The 18,048-nt window shown below is 45.4% G+C and carries 13 protein-coding genes; 11 read left to right on the forward strand and 2 right to left on the reverse strand.

Going from position 1 to position 18,048, the window contains the following annotated elements:
• Window positions 1–29: 29 nt before the first annotated feature.
• On the reverse strand, window positions 30–1,106 hold the full coding sequence (gene iolW / locus NYE22_RS03780; protein WP_014480865.1) for a scyllo-inositol 2-dehydrogenase: 1,077 nt from the start codon (window positions 1,104–1,106) through the stop codon (window positions 30–32).
• Window positions 1,107–1,233: 127 nt separating this feature from the next.
• On the opposite strand from iolW, the gene csoR reads away from it, so the two are divergent.
• From csoR to NYE22_RS03815, 7 genes are all read left to right on the forward strand, one after another.
• Window positions 1,234–1,539, forward strand: coding sequence for a copper-sensing transcriptional repressor CsoR (gene csoR / locus NYE22_RS03785; RefSeq protein WP_003228404.1), 306 nt, complete (start codon window positions 1,234–1,236; stop codon window positions 1,537–1,539).
• Window positions 1,540–1,614: 75 nt separating this feature from the next.
• Entirely contained in the window at window positions 1,615–1,824 is a 210-nt protein-coding gene (gene copZ, locus NYE22_RS03790; protein ID WP_003228406.1) for a copper chaperone CopZ, read from the forward strand.
• Window positions 1,825–1,907: 83 nt separating this feature from the next.
• Window positions 1,908–4,319, forward strand: coding sequence for a copper-exporting P-type ATPase CopA (gene copA, locus NYE22_RS03795; RefSeq protein ID WP_342412764.1), 2,412 nt, complete (start codon window positions 1,908–1,910; stop codon window positions 4,317–4,319).
• A 160-nt stretch (window positions 4,320–4,479) separates the two neighbouring features.
• A complete protein-coding gene (locus NYE22_RS03800) occupies window positions 4,480–6,588 on the forward strand; it encodes a heavy metal translocating P-type ATPase (protein ID WP_342412306.1) in 2,109 nt (702 codons plus the stop codon).
• A gap of 119 nt (window positions 6,589–6,707) precedes the next feature.
• Entirely contained in the window at window positions 6,708–7,376 is a 669-nt protein-coding gene (bdbD, locus tag NYE22_RS03805; protein WP_003228414.1) for a disulfide bond formation protein BdbD, read from the forward strand.
• A gap of 4 nt (window positions 7,377–7,380) precedes the next feature.
• Entirely contained in the window at window positions 7,381–7,797 is a 417-nt protein-coding gene (locus tag NYE22_RS03810) for a disulfide oxidoreductase (RefSeq protein ID WP_033883427.1), read from the forward strand.
• A gap of 185 nt (window positions 7,798–7,982) precedes the next feature.
• Window positions 7,983–8,594, forward strand: a complete 612-nt coding sequence (locus NYE22_RS03815) for a trimeric intracellular cation channel family protein (protein WP_003228419.1) — start codon at window positions 7,983–7,985, stop codon at window positions 8,592–8,594.
• Window positions 8,595–8,703: 109 nt separating this feature from the next.
• On the opposite strand, the gene NYE22_RS03820 is transcribed toward NYE22_RS03815, so the two are convergent.
• Window positions 8,704–9,138: a hypothetical protein gene (locus NYE22_RS03820; protein WP_014477979.1), complete on the reverse strand. Its 435-nt coding sequence runs from the start codon at window positions 9,136–9,138 to the stop codon at window positions 8,704–8,706.
• Window positions 9,139–9,715: 577 nt separating this feature from the next.
• On the opposite strand from NYE22_RS03820, the gene helD reads away from it, so the two are divergent.
• The 4 genes from helD to NYE22_RS03840 all read left to right on the forward strand — a co-directional run bounded on the left by helD (window position 9,716) and on the right by NYE22_RS03840 (window position 18,036).
• Entirely contained in the window at window positions 9,716–12,040 is a 2,325-nt protein-coding gene (gene helD, locus NYE22_RS03825) for a DNA helicase IV (protein WP_253137280.1), read from the forward strand.
• A 170-nt stretch (window positions 12,041–12,210) separates the two neighbouring features.
• A complete protein-coding gene (locus tag NYE22_RS03830) occupies window positions 12,211–14,028 on the forward strand; it encodes an assimilatory sulfite reductase (NADPH) flavoprotein subunit (RefSeq protein WP_342412307.1) in 1,818 nt (605 codons plus the stop codon).
• A 25-nt stretch (window positions 14,029–14,053) separates the two neighbouring features.
• Complete coding sequence (gene cysI / locus NYE22_RS03835) at window positions 14,054–15,769, forward strand: assimilatory sulfite reductase (NADPH) hemoprotein subunit (RefSeq protein ID WP_249852296.1); 1,716 nt, start codon at window positions 14,054–14,056, stop codon at window positions 15,767–15,769.
• Window positions 15,770–16,023: 254 nt separating this feature from the next.
• The gene (locus NYE22_RS03840) at window positions 16,024–18,036 is read left to right on the forward strand and encodes a Na+/H+ antiporter (protein WP_015714699.1); all 2,013 of its coding nucleotides are present in this window, start codon (window positions 16,024–16,026) and stop codon (window positions 18,034–18,036) included.
• Window positions 18,037–18,048: the final 12 nt, after the last annotated feature.

Consider the following 18,048-nt stretch of genomic DNA (forward strand, 5'->3'; position numbering starts at 1 on the left):
GCCTCCCCTTATTTGGGGAGGCTTTTGTTTTAGTGCTCCAGCATAATGGTTCGTTTCTCTTTACTGCTTTTCATCGCGGCTTCAATGATGCGGATGACATTAATACCTTCCTCAGCAGTGACTGGCAGCGCAGCACCTTCCCGTATGCTTTCCGCTATTTTGCGGTAATAAGTAAGGTAGGAGCCATTTACTGATGGGATCGTTTCTGTTTTTTTGCCGGAGCCACGAATGGTTGTAAGCTGTCCGTAAAACTCCGGATCATCTGCACCCCAGCTGTCATCCTCTGGTTTTCTTCCCGCTCTGAGTGCGTCTTCCTGTCCGTCAATTCCGTATTTGATAAAGCTGGAATCTTTTCCATGGATTTGATAACGAGGTCCGTTTGCCGGAACGATTGATCCCCCGTATAGAATGGCTTGAAGCTTGCCATAGTCCAGGGTTAAATGAAAATAGTCAACCGTTTCGGCATTTTCCCGCTGGGCCATCACGTTTGCAGTCACGGCTTTAGGCATCCCAAACAAATGCAGGGTTTGGTCTATGATGTGGGAGCCGAGATCATACAGCGTACCAGTGGCAATGCCTTCTTTTTCCCGCCACCGCGCTTGAACTTCAGGTCTGTAGCGGTCATAGGAAACTTGATATGTATTGATATCTTCAAGAGATCCCTCAGAGATCAGCTTTTTAATCGTTAAAAAGTCGTTATCCCAGCGTCGGTTATGATATACGCTTAATAATACGCCTTTTTCATCGGCAGCCCTTTTTAATGTTTCCCCCTCTTCGGCTGTTGCTGTCATTGGTTTTTCCATCACAACATGTTTTCCGGCCTGTATGCATGCCATAGCATGCTCGTAATGAAGGCCGCTCGGGGTGGTGACAATGACAAGCTCAATGGCAGGGTCATTTGTGATTTCCTCAAGCTCATGTACAACCTCAGCATCTGGAAAGTCCCGTTTCACTTCTTCTGTCCGAGATGTCATGATTTTGCTGATTTGATATTCATCCAGAACATCCAGCAGCGGCCCGTGAAAAACAGAACCGGACAATCCGTATCCTAATATTCCAACCTTGATCGTATCCACTTTTCTTCTCCCCTTTAAAAGCGTTATCAACAGAAGTATATACCCTCCTGATCAAATGGTAAAACGTAACTGATTCATTTTTTGCGTCGGCATGCTTAGACAACCGTTTGGACAATCAGTATAATGGGAATTAATATCATTAAACAGAGGTGTACGCATGGAAAAGCATAACGAACATAAAACATTAAACCATAAAAGCTCGAAAGAAAAAGATCAGATTACAAACCGGCTTAAGCGGATTGAGGGCCAGGTCAGAGGCATTCAAAACATGGTGGAAAACGACAGATATTGTGTAGATATTCTTGTGCAAATTTCAGCTGTTCAGGCGGCAATGAAAAACGTGGCGCTTCATTTGCTTGAGGATCATGCCCATCATTGTGTAGCAGATGCCATCAAAAGCGGCGACGGGGAACAGGCCATTTCTGAGCTTTTGGACGTATTTAAAAAGTTCACAAAATCATAAAGCGTTTTTTTATTGTAATACCCTACGGGGGTATGGTAGGATGTAAATAGAAAGAATAAACAGGAGGAATTGATTATGGAACAAAAAACATTGCAAGTTGAAGGAATGTCTTGTCAGCACTGCGTCAAAGCAGTAGAAACAAGCGTAGGAGAACTGGACGGCGTCAGTGCCGTTCATGTCAATCTGGAAGCGGGTAAAGTCGATGTTTCGTTTGATGCTGACAAAGTATCAGTCAAAGATATTGCGGATGCGATAGAAGATCAGGGCTATGACGTAGCTGAGTGATTCAAGGTATCGCGCCTTTAGGGAGGCGCGATATTTCTTTCATTTTTATATACCCCCCAGGTGTATATAAAGGAGTGAGTATGTTGAGTGAACAAAAGGAAATCGCGATGCAGGTCTCTGGTATGACCTGTGCGGCATGTGCTGCCAGAATTGAAAAAGGCCTGAAGCGGATGCCCGGTGTCACGGATGCAAATGTTAATCTGGCAACGGAAACATCAAATGTAATCTACGATCCTGCTGAAACAGGGACTGCAGCGATTCAAGAAAAAATAGAAAAGCTGGGCTATCACGTTGTTACAGAAAAAGCTGAATTCGATATTGAAGGCATGACCTGTGCGGCTTGCGCCAATCGGATTGAAAAACGGCTTAACAAAATAGAAGGCGTCGCAAATGCACCAGTAAACTTCGCTTTAGAAACAGTTACGGTCGAATACAATCCAAAAGAAGCGTCTGTCGGCGATTTGAAAGAAGCGGTAGATAAGCTTGGATATAAGCTAAAGTTGAAGGGGGAACAGGACAGTGAGGCTGCTGCTGCTAAAAAGAAAGAAGAACGGAAGCAAACAGCGAGACTGATTTTTTCAGCTGTCCTGTCATTTCCATTGCTTTGGGCGATGGTGAGCCATTTTACATTTACATCATTCATTTGGGTACCCGATATATTTCTCAATCCGTGGATGCAATTTGCGCTGGCGACACCAGTCCAATTTCTGATCGGCTGGCCGTTTTATGTGGGTGCGTATAAGGCGCTCAGAAATAAAAGCGCCAATATGGATGTATTGGTCGCCCTCGGTACGACGGCTGCTTACGCTTATAGCCTTTATCTTACTTTTCAAAGCCTTGGCTCTCACGGGCATACAGACGGCCTTTACTATGAAACAAGCGCGATTTTGCTGACGCTGATTTTATTAGGCAAGTTGTTTGAAACAAAAGCAAAAGGCCGTTCCTCGGATGCGATTAAAAAGCTGATGAAGCTTCAAGCGAAAACAGCGACTGTTGTAAGAGACGGACAGGAGCAAATCATCCCGATCGATGAAGTGCTTGTTAATGACATTGTTTACGTCAAACCTGGCGAACGAATTCCTGTCGACGGAGAAGTGATTGAAGGCCGCTCAGCGGTTGACGAATCGATGATTACAGGAGAAAGTCTTCCTGTTGACAAAAATCCTGGTGATAGCGTGACAGGTTCAACCGTTAACGCAAACGGTTTCCTGAAAATTAAAGCTGTCAACGTCGGAAAGGATACTGCGCTTTCTCATATCATCAAAATTGTTGAGGAAGCACAAGGGTCAAAAGCGCCGATCCAGCGTCTCGCTGACCAGATTTCAGGCATTTTTGTGCCCATTGTATTGGGGATAGCCGTTCTCACTTTTCTCATTTGGTACCTTTGGGCGGCTCCTGGCGATTTTGCTGAAGCGATCAGCAAGTTCATTGCGGTTCTTGTCATTGCCTGTCCTTGCGCCCTCGGTCTTGCCACTCCGACAAGCATAATGGCTGGATCTGGACGCGCTGCTGAATTCGGGATTTTATTTAAAGGCGGCGAGCATTTAGAAAAAACACATCGTCTCGATACCATTGTTCTTGATAAAACCGGAACCGTGACAAACGGGAAGCCGCGTCTGACGGATGCCATTCCATTCGGCCGTTTTGAAGAAAAAGATTTGCTTCAATTTGCAGCGGCAGCGGAAACGGGATCAGAGCATCCGCTTGGCGAAGCGATTATTGCTGGCGTGAAAGATAAAGGGCTTGAGATACCGAAGCTTACCCGCTTTGAAGCAAAAGTCGGCGCAGGCATTTTGGCTGAAGCCGGAGGAAAAAGCATTCTCGTCGGCACAAGAAAATTAATGGAGAGCGAACAGGTTGAGCATGGGGGTCTTCTCGCCCAAATGGAAGAGCTAGAGGCAGAAGGGAAAACAGTTATGCTTGTATCCATTGATGGAGAAGCAGCGGGGCTAGTAGCGGTTGCAGATACGATTAAGGATACGTCACGGAAGGCTGTTGCCCGTCTGAAAGAGTTGGGCCTTGATGTCATCATGATGACAGGAGACAATCGCAGAACCGCAGAAGCCATCGCGAAGGAAGCGGGAATTACGAATATCATTGCGGAAGTCCTTCCTGAACAAAAGGCAGCAGAAATTGCCTGCTTGCAAAAAGAAGGCCGCCAGACGGCAATGGTAGGCGACGGAATTAACGATGCGCCGGCGCTTGCCACAGCTGACATCGGCATGGCGATTGGAACTGGCACGGACATTGCCATGGAAACAGCAGACATTACACTGATTCGCGGCGATCTGAACAGTATTGCCGACGCAATCCGCATGAGCAGATTGACAATGAAAAACATTAAACAAAATTTATTCTGGGCGCTTGGCTATAACAGCCTCGGCATCCCAATCGCAGCACTTGGATTTTTAGCACCGTGGATAGCAGGAGCAGCAATGGCATTCAGCTCCGTTTCCGTTGTTCTGAATGCTCTTCGTCTGCAAAAAGTAAAATGAAAAACCGGCTATATGCCGGTTTTTGTTTTTCATTGACACGTTCTTGGAAAACAACATATAATAGGTGTAACTTATATATGAGTATATGCTCATATATATTAAAATGAATGCAATACTCATTGATACGCTTTGAAAAGGGAACCCTAAATCGGAAGGTAAGGTGAGACTAGTGAAACAGGAATACGTTCTGGACGGTTTGGATTGCAGCAATTGTGCCCAAAAAATCGAAAATGGAGTCAAAGGCATAAAAGGCATTGACGGATGCGCGGTAAATTTTGCGGCAAGCACCTTAACTGTCTCAGCCGATGGGAAAGAAGAGCAATGGGTCACGAATAAAGTAGAGAAAAAAGTGAAATCAATTGATCCGCATGTAACGGTTCGCCAAAAGCATATAAAGAAATCAGCTGATGATGGCTATCGTAATCGAATGGTCAATATGCTGATCAGAATGGCGGCGGCTGTCATTCTCGGCGCAGCGGCATATTTGGTTCATTCGGGAACCATTGAACTTTTCCTTTTCCTCGCTGCTTATTTGATCATCGGCGGTGACATTATGATCCGCGCAGTCAAAAACATCATCCGCGGTCAGGTGTTTGATGAGCATTTCTTAATGGCTCTTGCTACAATCGGCGCCTTTCTGATTCAGCAATACCCTGAGGGCGTCGCCGTTATGCTGTTTTATCAAATCGGTGAGCTTTTTCAAGGTGCCGCGGTCAGCCGTTCCAGAAAATCAATTAGTGCGTTAATGGACATACGGCCTGATTACGCCAATCTCAAAACAAAGAACGGCATCGAACAGGTTTCCCCGGAGGACGTTCAGACAGGAGACATCATTGTGGTTAATCCGGGAGAAAGCATACCCCTGGACGGTAAGGTCGTGCAAGGGTCAGCGATGGTTGATACATCTGCTTTAACAGGTGAGTCCGTTCCGAGAAAAGCTGCGGAAGGACAAGATGTAATGTCAGGCTTTATCAATCAAAACGGCGTTCTGCATATTGAAGTCACAAAGGGCTATCAGGAATCAGCAGTATCAAAAATATTAGACTTGGTTCAGAATGCGAGCAGCCGTAAAGCCCGGACAGAAAACTTTATCACGAAGTTTGCCAAGTATTATACACCTGCTGTTGTGATCATCGCGGTATTGCTGGCCTTTGTTCCGCCGCTTGTTCTATCTGGCGCCGCGCTTTCCGATTGGGTGTACCGCGCGCTTATCTTTTTAGTGATTTCTTGTCCTTGTGCGCTTGTTGTCTCCATTCCGCTCGGTTTCTTCGGCGGAATCGGAGCGGCCTCAAAGGCCGGAGTGCTTGTAAAGGGAAGCAATTATTTAGAAGCTTTGAATCAAGTCAAATACGCGGTGTTTGATAAAACGGGAACACTAACAAAAGGAAGCTTTGAAGTGACAGAAATCAAACCCGCGGAAGGTTTTACAAAGGATAGATTACTTGAAGCGGCGGCATACGCTGAGCTTCATTCACAGCATCCGATTGCTGAATCTGTGCGTAAAGCTTACGGGAAAATGCTTTCCTCCGATGAGATTGAGTCATACGAAGAAATCTCCGGTCACGGCATTTTTGCAAAGGTAAATGGAACTGAGATCCTTGCTGGGAATAAAAAGCTCATGGAAAGAGAACAAATTGAGGATGTCCCGGATGAAAATGCTGGAACAATCGTACACGTTGCTGTTGATCAACGCTATGCCGGAGCAATCATCATAGCGGATGAGATAAAGGAAGACGCAGCACAAGCGGTTGCTGATCTGAAGTCGCTTGGGATCAAACAGACAGCTATGCTGACGGGTGATTCGAAACAAACGGGAGAAGCCGTCGGAAAACAGCTTGGGATTGGTGAGGTATATGCAGAGCTGCTGCCGCAAGATAAAGTCGCGCAGGTCGAAGCATTGGAAGCTAAGCTTTCACCTAATGAAAAACTCATTTTTGTCGGTGACGGCATCAATGATACGCCGGTGCTTGCCCGCGCAGATATAGGGATCGCGATGGGAGTCCTTGGCTCAGACGCCGCAGTAGAAGCCGCAGACATCGTGCTGATGACAGATCAGCCGTCAAAAATAGCGGAAGCGATTCGGATTGCGAAACGGACACGGCGAATCGTGTGGCAAAACATCGGCTTTGCTTTAGGTGTGAAAGCGATCTTTCTCATTCTTGGTGCATTTGGAATTGCGACCATGTGGGAAGCGGTTTTCTCAGATGTCGGCGTTACACTGCTTGCTGTGGCGAACGCCATGCGCGTCATGCGTCTCAAAAACAAATAAATTGTCGGAGAGAATTCATTTTTTCGGGGTTTTCTTATCAGCGCTTGTCTTGTTAAAATAAAGAAGTGGGTCAATTGCGATCCGCTTCTTTTTTAATTTTAAAACGATGAGGTGTCGGAGTGAAAAAGAAACAGCAGTCTTCTGCGAAATTCGCGGTCATCCTTACGGTTGTGGTTGTTGTATTGCTAGCAGCCATTGTCATCATTAATAACAAAACGGAACAAGGTAATGATGCGGTGTCCGGGCAGCCGTCTATCAAAGGGCAGCCTGTGCTTGGCAAGGACGATGCACCGGTAACTGTAGTAGAATTCGGAGATTACAAATGTCCGTCTTGCAAGGTGTTTAACAGTGACATCTTTCCAAAAATACAAAAAGACTTTATTGATAAGGGCGATGTGAAATTTTCTTTCGTGAACGTCATGTTCCATGGAAAAGGTTCAAGGTTAGCGGCTCTTGCATCTGAAGAAGTATGGAAGGAAGACCCTGACTCTTTCTGGGATTTCCATGAAAAGCTGTTCGAAAAACAGCCGGATACGGAACAGGAATGGGTAACCCCAGGCCTCCTTGGTGATCTTGCAAAAAGCACCACAAAGATAAAACCTGAGACGCTCAAGGAAAATCTTGATAAGGAAACATTCGCTTCTCAAGTGGAAAAGGATTCTGACCTTAATCAAAAAATGAACATACAGGCAACACCGACGATTTACGTCAATGATAAAGTGATCAAAAATTTTGCGGATTATGATGAAATCAAAGAGACAATAGAAAAAGAGCTGAAAGGGAAGTAACGATATGAAAAATAGAATCGTATTTTTATATGCTTCTTGGGTTGTGGCTCTTATCGCTATGCTGGGCAGCCTGTATTTCAGTGAAATCAGAAAGTTTATTCCATGTGAACTGTGCTGGTACCAGCGTATCCTCATGTATCCGCTCGTCCTGATTTTAGGCATCGCCACCTTTCAAGGGGACACACGAGTGAAAAAATATGTGCTCCCGATGGCGATGATAGGGGCATTCATTTCGATCATGCATTACTTAGAGCAAAAAGTGCCCGGCTTTAGCGGCATTAAGCCATGTGTCAGCGGCGTGCCGTGCTCGGGCCAATATATTAACTGGTTTGGTTTTATTACGATTCCATTCCTGGCCCTGATTGCTTTTATCCTGATTATCATTTTTATGTGCCTGCTGAAAGGCGAAAAATCTGAATAACAAAAAAAGCGCCCGCGTATGCCGGGCGCTTTTTTAATTTCGCAAACTCATGCCATTCATCAATGCGGCATTCCCTCTAAATTTATCTTTTTTTCTCATAAAAATGTTATTGATTTTACGCTTGAGCGATTATAAAATCTAGAGGTCGTCAGAAAATTTAACAAACATAAAAGGGAGTCATCAGAATGGCTTGGGAGCTGCTCAGTGTGATTGGCATCATTGCGTTTGCAGTCAGCGGCGCAATTGTTGCGATGGAAGAGGAATATGATATTTTAGGAGTTTATATATTAGGGATTGTCACCGCTTTTGGAGGAGGAGCGATCCGCAATTTGCTGATCGGTGTTCCGGTGTCAGCGCTATGGGAGCAGGGAGCGTACTTTCAAATCGCGCTTTTATCTATTACAATTGTGTTTCTGTTTCCGAAGCTGCTGCTGAAGCATTGGAATAAGTGGGGCAATTTATCAGATGCGATCGGCCTCGCTGCCTTTGCTATCCAAGGCGCACTGTATGCTGTCAAAATGGGCCATCCGCTTAGTGCCGTGATCGTGGCTGCGGTGCTGACGGGAAGCGGGGGCGGAATCATCCGCGACCTTCTTGCCGGGCGCAAACCGCTTGTGCTGAAGGCAGAAATTTATGCAGTCTGGGCGGCTCTCGGCGGTTTAATCGTCGGCTTGGGCTGGCTGGGGAACTCGTTCGGCTTGTACGTTCTGTTTTTCGTGCTCGTTGTTTGCCGGGTTTGTTCCTATATGTTTAATTGGAAGCTGCCAAACCGTTCTTTTCGCTTAGATAGTCAGTAAAATAAAAGAAACCTCTCCGTCATGGAGAGGTTTCTTTTATGGTAGCCTGCCGGGATCAAATAAAAAGTCCTTTTCGAATGCTGACCGCGCAGAGCAAAGCTATTGAAAATTAATAGGTAGCCCAAAAGGTATAGCTGATGGTTTTTTTAGTTCCTGTGTTAGTGAATTTGAATCTGTATTTTGTTTTGTAGCTTTTAGAAGCTTGTTTGTAACTTAAATTTGTAGAGCCTTTTTTCGTTGCATAAAAAGTTTTAACATTTTTCCAGCCTTTATTTGTCTTTTGTTGCAGAGTTGCTGTAATTTTCCCGCTGCCTGATCCGTTTGCTGTCATGTTGGCCCAAGTTCCTCGTCCTGGATAATAAATCTGAAATGTTGGCGAGTAAGTATAGTTTTTAAATGAGCCCGAATGGTAATGAGTACTCCATATTTGACCTTTTTTAACCCAATCTTTAGCTTCCGCTTTGTTGTTTACTAGGTCAATTGCCGTAAAACTTGTTACGGCTACGACGAATGCCAGCAACATCATAGATAGCTTTTTCTTCACTGAGTATTTCCTCCTAACTAATTCTGGTTCTTTCTTCATGTTCTTATCATAAACCGAGAGAAATAATGTAACATCGTCCTATTTTCCCAAATGAAAAACTTCAATTTGTTGAAATATGTCGAAATTGGATGAAAAATGACTATTTTACTGCGACTATAGATACGATAGCAAGGATGTAGTTGCTTTATGGAAGATGACAATAACAGCCAGTTTAGTCATTCTTCACGTTAGATGAACAGACAAACACGGTAAAGCTCTGCGGTGTTTTTAAAATGAAAAAGAAATATTATATCGAAGATTGAATGGAATAAGGAATCGATACTGATGAAAGAGAAGATTCGCAACCTAAGAAAAGCACCTCCAACAGTGATCAATGTGAAATCATAAGAGAAAAAACCGATTTCGAGTTGAAATCGGTTTTTTCTGCATATAAATAACCCAAACCTTGATTGGTATTGGGTGAATGTGCTAAGATAAATTGTATTTGCCAGTTTCGTCATACATTCGATATATGTATCCAATTATATTTTACAGTATTTCATCTATGTTTGTCAACTATTTTCTGGAGGTGCCGTTCATGAATCAGCAGGATAAGGAATGGAAGGAAGAGCAGTCGAGAATAGATGAGGTGCTGCAGGAGCTCGAAAAAAAAGAGCGGTTTCTGGAAACGTCTGCGGGCGGGTTGAAGCATGATATCATCGGATTAAGAAAAAGCTTTTGGGAGGATGTTAAGGTTAATTTTGATGATGCCCATGAAGCGATTGAAACGATGGCAAGCATTAAGCAGCAGGCAGAGCTGCTGTCTGATCGGGAACACAATCATCGGCGCATGGATCAGCAGCTCAAACGAATTCATCAATTAAAAAAATCGCCTTATTTCGGCCGGATTGATTTTATTGAAAACGGCGAGGAGCAGGCAGAGCGAATTTATATCGGTTTAGCTTCCTGTTTGGATGAGAAGGAGGAACACTTTCTGATTTATGACTGGAGGGCGCCGATATCAAGTTTGTACTACAATTATTCCCCAGGTAAAGCGGAGTACGAGGTGCCCGGTGAAACGATAGAAGGGGAAATGGTGCTGAAACGCCAGTTTATGATCAAAAACGGCACTCTCAAGGCGATGTTTAATACCGATATGACGATTGGTGATGAAATGCTGCAAGAGGTATTAAGCCATCACTCCGATACCCAAATGAAAAACATCGTGTCTACGATTCAGAAAGAACAAAATCAGATTATCCGTAATGAAAAAAGCAAGATCCTGATCGTGCAGGGAGCGGCTGGCAGCGGGAAAACATCGGCTGCGCTTCAGCGTGTCGCTTATTTGTTATACAGGCACCGTGGCGTCATTGATGCCGGACAAATCGTTTTGTTTTCTCCCAACTTCTTATTTAACAGCTATGTCTCCTCTGTTTTGCCGGAGTTAGGAGAAGAGAATATGGAGCAGGCGACGTTTCAGGAATATATCGAGCATCGTCTTGGCCGCAGGTTCAAATGTGAAAGCCCCTTTGATCAGCTCGAATATTGCCTGACCGAAACAAAGGGAGGCGATTTTCCAACAAGGCTTGCGGGAATCACATGGAAGGCGGGTTTATCCTTTCAGCAATTCATTAATGAATACGTCACACGGCTTTCCTCTGACGGGATGATTTTTAAAAATATTATATTCCGCGGACAAAAGCTGATCACAAAGGAGCAAATTCAATCCTATTTTTACTCATTGGATCAAAATCACTCCATTCCGAATCGGATGGAGCAAACCGCGAAGTGGCTGCTGAGTGAGCTTAACAAGCTTGAGAAAAAGGAACGGCGAAAGGATTGGGTTGTTCATGAAGCTGAGCTGCTTGACAAAGAGGACTACCTGGACGTGTACAAAAAACTGCAGGAAAGGAAACGGTTCAGCGAGAGTACGTTTAACGATTATCAAAGAGAGCAGCAGCTGCTTGCCGCCATCATTGTGAAAAAAGCTTTCAAACCGCTCAAACAGGCAGTCAGGCTCCTTGCATTTCTTGATGTTACACAGCTGTATTTGCAATTGTTTTCTGGCTGGGGAGGAAAATTTCAGCATGAGAAGATGGCCGCGATAGCTGAGCTGACCCGTTCGGCATTTTCGGATAATAAATTGCTCTATGAGGACGCGGCACCGTTTCTTTATATGCAGGATCTGATTGAGGGCAGAAAGAAAAATACGAAGATCAAACATCTATTTATTGACGAAGCCCAGGACTATTCACCGTTTCAGATGGCTTACATGAGAAGTATTTTTCCGGCTGCCAGCATGACAGTGCTCGGTGATATCAATCAGTCCATCTACGCGCATACCATACATGGGGATCAGCGTATGGATGCGTGCTTTGAGGATGAGCCTGCTGAGTATGTTCGTTTAAAGAGAACATACAGATCAACAAGGCAGATTGTCGAATTTACCAAAGCGATGCTTCAAGATGGAGCGGATATTGAGCCGTTTAATAGAAGCGGGGAAATGCCGCTCGTTGTCAAAACTGAAGGACATGAGAGCCTTTGCCAAAAGCTCGCGCAAGAAATTGGCCGGCTCAAGAAAAAAGGGCACGAAACAATAGCCGTCATCTGCAAGACAGCGCAGCAATGCATACAGGCACACGCCCACATGAGTGAATATACAGATGTTCGCCTGATTCATAAAGAAAATCAACCATTTCAAAAGGGTGTTTGCGTGATTCCGGTGTATTTAGCGAAGGGAATTGAATTTGACGCAGTGCTTGTCTATGATGCATCTGAAGAACACTATCATACAGAGCACGACCGCAGGCTTTTATATACTGCGTGCACCCGTGCGATGCACATGCTGGCGGTATTTTATACAGGTGAAGCCAGTCCGTTTGCAACCGCTGTGCCGCCTCACTTATATCAGATGGCTGAATGAAGAGAAGGGAGTCCTTCTCTTTTTTCTATTTACATGAAGCATAGCCGTTTTATCATTAGGATTCTTAATAGTTATCATCATGTAAATATATTTTACTTAAGCCTAGTATTCCGGTAAAGTTCAATTAGATGCAATTTTCGATCAGTTTATAACTTTGTGAGGTGGATACGTTGCAACTTCAGGTAATGAACAGTCCGTTTAATCAGGAGCAGGCAGAGCTCCTTAACCGCCTTCTGCCGACCTTGACCGAATCCCAGAAAATCTGGCTGAGCGGATATTTATCCGCTCAATCTGTTTCCGCCCAAGAAGCTGCGGGTGCGCCGGCGGCAGCTGTGTCTGCGGAAGCACCGGCACCGGCCGTTTCAAAAGAAGTGACCGTTCTTTATGGTTCACAGACGGGAAACGCACAGGGGCTTGCAGAAAATGCCGGCAAGCAGCTTGAACAGAGCGGTTTTCAAGTGACCGTCTCATCCATGAGCGATTTTAAGCCGAATCAGCTGAAGAAGGTAACCAATCTTTTAATCGTCGTCAGTACGCATGGAGAAGGCGAGCCGCCTGATAACGCGCTGTCGTTTCACGAATTTCTGCACGGAAGACGGGCGCCTAAGCTTGAAGACCTGCGCTTTTCCGTTTTGGCGCTTGGTGACAGTTCGTACGAGTTTTTCTGCCAGACAGGGAAAGAATTTGATCAGCGCTTAGAAGAACTCGGCGGAAAACGGATTTCTCCGCGCGTTGATTGCGATCTTGACTATGATGAACCGGCAGCCGAATGGCTTGAGGGTGTATTGAAGGGATTAAATGAAGCTGGGGGCGGAAGCGCCGCGCCTGCGCCGGCGGCTGCGTCACAAACCGGTGAGTCTTCGTATTCCAGAACAAACCCGTTTCGGGCTGAAGTGTTAGAAAATTTAAATTTAAACGGCAGAGGATCAAATAAAGAAACACGCCATGTGGAGCTGTCTCTTGAAGGATCTGGCCTGACTTACGAGACTGGTGACAGCCTCGGCGTCTATCCGGAAAACGATCCGGAACTTGTCGAGCTGCTCCTAAAGGAAATGAATTGGGACCCGGAAGAAATTGTGACGCTTAATAAGCAAGGTGATGTCCGTCCGCTGAAAGAAGCGCTGATTTATCACTATGAGATTACCGTTCTCACAAAACCGCTTATTGAACAGGCAGCCCAGCTGACAGGGAACGATGAGCTTAGAGAGCTTTTAGCCCCGGGAAATGAGGAGAATGTAAAAGCCTATATTGAAGGGCGCGATTTGCTTGATCTCGTCCGTGACTATGGCCCATTTAGTGTATCTGCGCAGGAGTTTGTCTCTATTTTGCGAAAAATGCCTGCCCGCCTTTATTCGATTGCAAGCAGTTTATCCGCAAATCCGGATGAAGTGCATTTAACAATCGGCGCAGTCCGCTACGATGCGCACGGCCGTGAACGAAAAGGCGTCTGCTCGATTTTGTGCGCGGAACGTCTGCAGCCGGGTGACACACTGCCGGTTTATGTACAGCACAATCAAAACTTTAAGCTTCCGAAAGACCCTGAAACACCGATTATCATGGTGGGCCCTGGGACAGGCGTCGCACCTTTCCGTTCCTTTATGCAGGAGCGTGAGGAGACGGGAGCGGAAGGAAAGGCATGGATGTTCTTTGGCGATCAGCACTTTGTCACGGATTTCCTTTACCAGACAGAGTGGCAGAATTGGCTCAAAGACGGTGTGCTGACAAAAATGGATGTGGCGTTCTCACGTGATACGGAAGAAAAAGTATATGTGCAGCACCGCATGCTTGAACATAGCGCAGAATTGTTTGAATGGCTTCAAGAAGGAGCGGCTGTTTATATTTGCGGAGATGAAAAGCATATGGCGCATGACGTCCATCACACATTACTTGAAATTATCGAAAAAGAAGGCAATATGAGCCGCGAAGAAGCGGAGGCTTATCTTGCCGATATGCAGCAGCAAAAACGCTATCAGCGTGATGTATATTGATTTGACTTGAAAGGAGTTTTTCAACATGGTGACCAAAATTCTAAAAGCACCGGACGGCTCTCCAAGTGATGTTGAACGCATTAAAAAAGAAAGTGATTATTTGCGCGGCACGCTGAAAGAAGTGATGCTCGATCGAATCAGTGCCGGAATTCCGGATGATGATAACCGCCTGATGAAACACCACGGCAGTTATTTGCAGGATGATCGGGACCTCCGAAATGAACGCCAAAAGCAGAAACTTGAGCCCGCATATCAGTTTATGCTGCGCGTGCGTATGCCAGGGGGCGTCTCGACGCCTGAACAATGGCTTGTCATGGATGACCTGTCCCAGAAATACGGGAACGGCACATTAAAATTGACGACACGTGAAACGTTCCAAATGCACGGGATTCTGAAATGGAACATGAAGAAAACCATTCAGACGATCCACTCAGCACTTTTGGATACGATCGCAGCCTGCGGAGACGTAAACCGTAACGTCATGTGCGCATCAAACCCTTATCAATCTGAAATCCACTCAGAGGTATACGAGTGGTCTAAAAAGTTAAGTGATGATCTGCTGCCGCGGACGAGAGCCTATCATGAAATTTGGCTTGATGAGGAAAGAGTTGCCGGCACGCCGGAGGAAGAAGTCGAGCCAATGTACGGACCGCTCTATCTGCCGCGGAAGTTTAAAATCGGTATTGCCGTTCCGCCGTCTAATGATATTGACGTCTTTTCACAAGATCTCGGATTCATTGCGATTGTCGAGGATGGCAAGCTGATCGGTTTTAACGTGGCGATCGGCGGCGGTATGGGAATGACGCATGGCGATACTGCGACATATCCGCAATTAGCCAAGGTCATCGGATTCTGCCGGCCCGATCAAATGTATGACGTTGCTGAAAAAACGATTACGATTCAGCGTGATTACGGCAACCGTTCTGTCCGTAAAAATGCGCGGTTCAAATACACAGTTGACCGCCTAGGTTTAGAAAACGTAAAAGAAGAATTGGAAAACCGTCTCGGCTGGAGCCTGGAAGAAGCGAAGCCTTATCATTTCGATCATAACGGCGACCGCTATGGCTGGGTGGAAGGCATCGGGGATAAATGGCATTTCACGCTGTTTGTCGAAGGCGGCCGTATAACGGATTACGATGATTATAAGCTGATGACAGGCTTGCGGGAAATTGCCAAAGTTCATACAGGCGAGTTCCGGCTGACAGCCAATCAGAACTTAATGATTGCGAACGTTTCAAGCGATAAAAAAGAAGAAATCAGTGCTTTAATTGAACAATACGGACTAACTGACGGCAAGCACTATTCAGCGCTTCGCCGCAGCTCGATGGCGTGCGTCGCTCTTCCGACCTGCGGATTGGCAATGGCTGAAGCAGAACGTTATTTGCCGACCCTGTTAGATAAGATTGAAGAGATTATTGACGAAAACGGCCTTCGTGATCAGGAAATCACCATTCGCATGACAGGATGCCCGAACGGCTGCGCACGTCATGCACTCGGTGAGATCGGATTTATCGGAAAGGCGCCGGGCAAATATAATATGTATCTTGGCGCTGCGTTTGACGGAAGCCGTTTAAGCAAAATGTACCGTGAAAACATCGGTGAAGCAGACATTTTAAGCGAGCTGCGCATCCTTCTTTCCCGCTATGCGAAAGAACGTGAAGAAGGCGAGCATTTCGGTGACTTTGTCATCCGCGCGGGCATTATTAAAGCAACAACTGACGGTACGAATTTTCATGATTGAGAAAGAAAGACGAGAGACAGGGAGTAGCTTCCTGTCTCTTTTTTCTGTAATTTGCTCTGCTGCAAAAAAGTTCACTATGAGCATATCATGAGAAAAAATACCCTAAAAAGGGTACTATAAAAGAAGACAAGTGTGGAGAGAACTCCTGCGAAACCACATAGCGTATGCAAGGCCACCCTAGCTCAAGGGCTTTTAGACAAACAGATTTTTTGGCTCATCATGCCGACACACAACAGACGAAGGAGGTCATGCATTTGGACATATTTTTAGTTGTGCTCGTATTATTAACGATTATTGCGATTTCTAATATCGTGAACCGGTTTATTCCGTTTATTCCGGTGCCGCTGATTCAAGTGGCTCTTGGGATTCTTGCCGCCTCATTTCCACAGGGTCTTCATTTTGAATTAAATACCGAATTGTTTTTTGTTCTGTTTATCGCGCCTCTGCTATTTAATGATGGAAAGAGGACACCGCGGGCAGAGCTTTGGAATTTAAGGGCTCCGATTTTATTGCTTGCACTCGGCCTTGTATTTGCGACTGTGATTGTAGGCGGCTACACGATTCACTGGATGATTCCTGCTATTCCGCTGGCAGCGGCCTTTGGACTTGCGGCCATTCTTTCACCGACTGATGTCGTCGCTGTCAGCGCATTATCAGGAAGAGTGAAAATGCCAAAAGGGATTCTTCGCCTGCTGGAAGGTGAGGGGCTGATGAATGACGCATCAGGTCTGGTGGCCTTTAAGTTTGCGATTGCAGCGGCAGTGACTGGTGCATTTTCATTAGCACAAGCGGCTGTCAGCTTTGTCTTTATTTCTCTCGGAGGCTTGCTGTGCGGAGTTGTCATTTCATTTTTGATTATTCGTTTTCGCCTATTTCTGCGCCGCCTTGGCATGCAGGATGTCACGATGCATATGCTGATTCAAATTCTGACGCCGTTTGTGATTTATTTGGCAGCTGAAGAAATCGGCGTTTCCGGCATTTTAGCTGTTGTGGCTGGCGGTATTACCCATGCGGTTGAACAGGATCGTCTGGAATCAACGATGATCAAGCTGCAAATTGTCTCATCAAGTACGTGGAACATTATTTTATTTATTTTGAACGGCCTGGTCTTCGTTATTCTCGGCACGCAAATCCCTGATGTTATTTCTGTTATCTTTAACGACACTGCCATCAGCAACATGAAGGTGATCGGCTATATCCTAGTCATCACATTTACGTTAATGCTCCTGAGATTCCTGTGGGTGCTGTTCTTCTGGAACGGCAAATGGTTCTTTAATAAAGATCAGAACATCTATAAACCGGGTCTTCGTTCGACGCTGTTAATTTCGATTTCTGGTGTGCGTGGAGCAGTAACGCTTGCAGGTTCTTTTTCCATTCCGTATTTCCTGGAGGACGGCACGCCGTTTCCGGAAAGAAATCTGATTCTCTTTTTAGCAGCCGGCGTCATTTTATGCACGCTTGTCATTGCTACCGTTGTGCTGCCGATTCTGACTGAAAAAGAAGAAGAGGACGAGGAACGAAACAAGAAGCTCCTGACGGCGAGACGCAAATTGATCAAAACAGCCCTTCAAACGATTAAAGAGGACATGAATGAGACAAACAAAACGGCCTCTCTTGCGGTGATAGCTGAATACAATGAGAAAATGAAAAATCTTCGTTTTCAGCAATATACATCGTCTAATCGCATCAAAAAGCACGAGCGTAAAGTCCGTGCCCAAGGGGTTAAGGCAGAGCAAGAGGCGCTGATGAAAATGCTGGAGCGGGGAGACATCCCGGAAGAAACAGCAAATGTGCTGCAAGAACGATTTAACGAGTTGGAAATTTTGTATGCGAACCCGTTTAAAGTCGGATTATCAAAAACAAGGCTCAAGAGGCTGATGTATTGGATTTTCTTCGGTGAACATAAAAAGCCGGAGATGTCGATTTTAAATGAAGCGGGATTGATACGGGCAACAAGAGTGAAAACGGCAAAAGCAGCGATAGAATATCTGGAAAAACACAAGACGGAAGAGCATAAAGAAGTGTTTTTATCTGTCATTACATTCTATAAACAGTTAATTTTCAGGCTGGAGCACAGCCATCATGAGCTGAAATCAAGCGCCCATTTTGAAAATCAGAAGCTGGAAGTGAAGCTGAAGGCTGTACAGGCGATCAGAAATGAAATTCAAACACTTTTCGAGGAAAGAGAAATTTCCCGGGACATCTCCCATGAGCTTCGCCAATACATTAATGATGTCGAAGCCGCCATGCTTGAAGGCGGCGAATAAATGCAGCAAAAA

Source organism: Bacillus sp. FSL K6-1560 (genome assembly GCF_038592935.1).
GTDB lineage: Bacteria > Bacillota > Bacilli > Bacillales > Bacillaceae > Bacillus > Bacillus subtilis.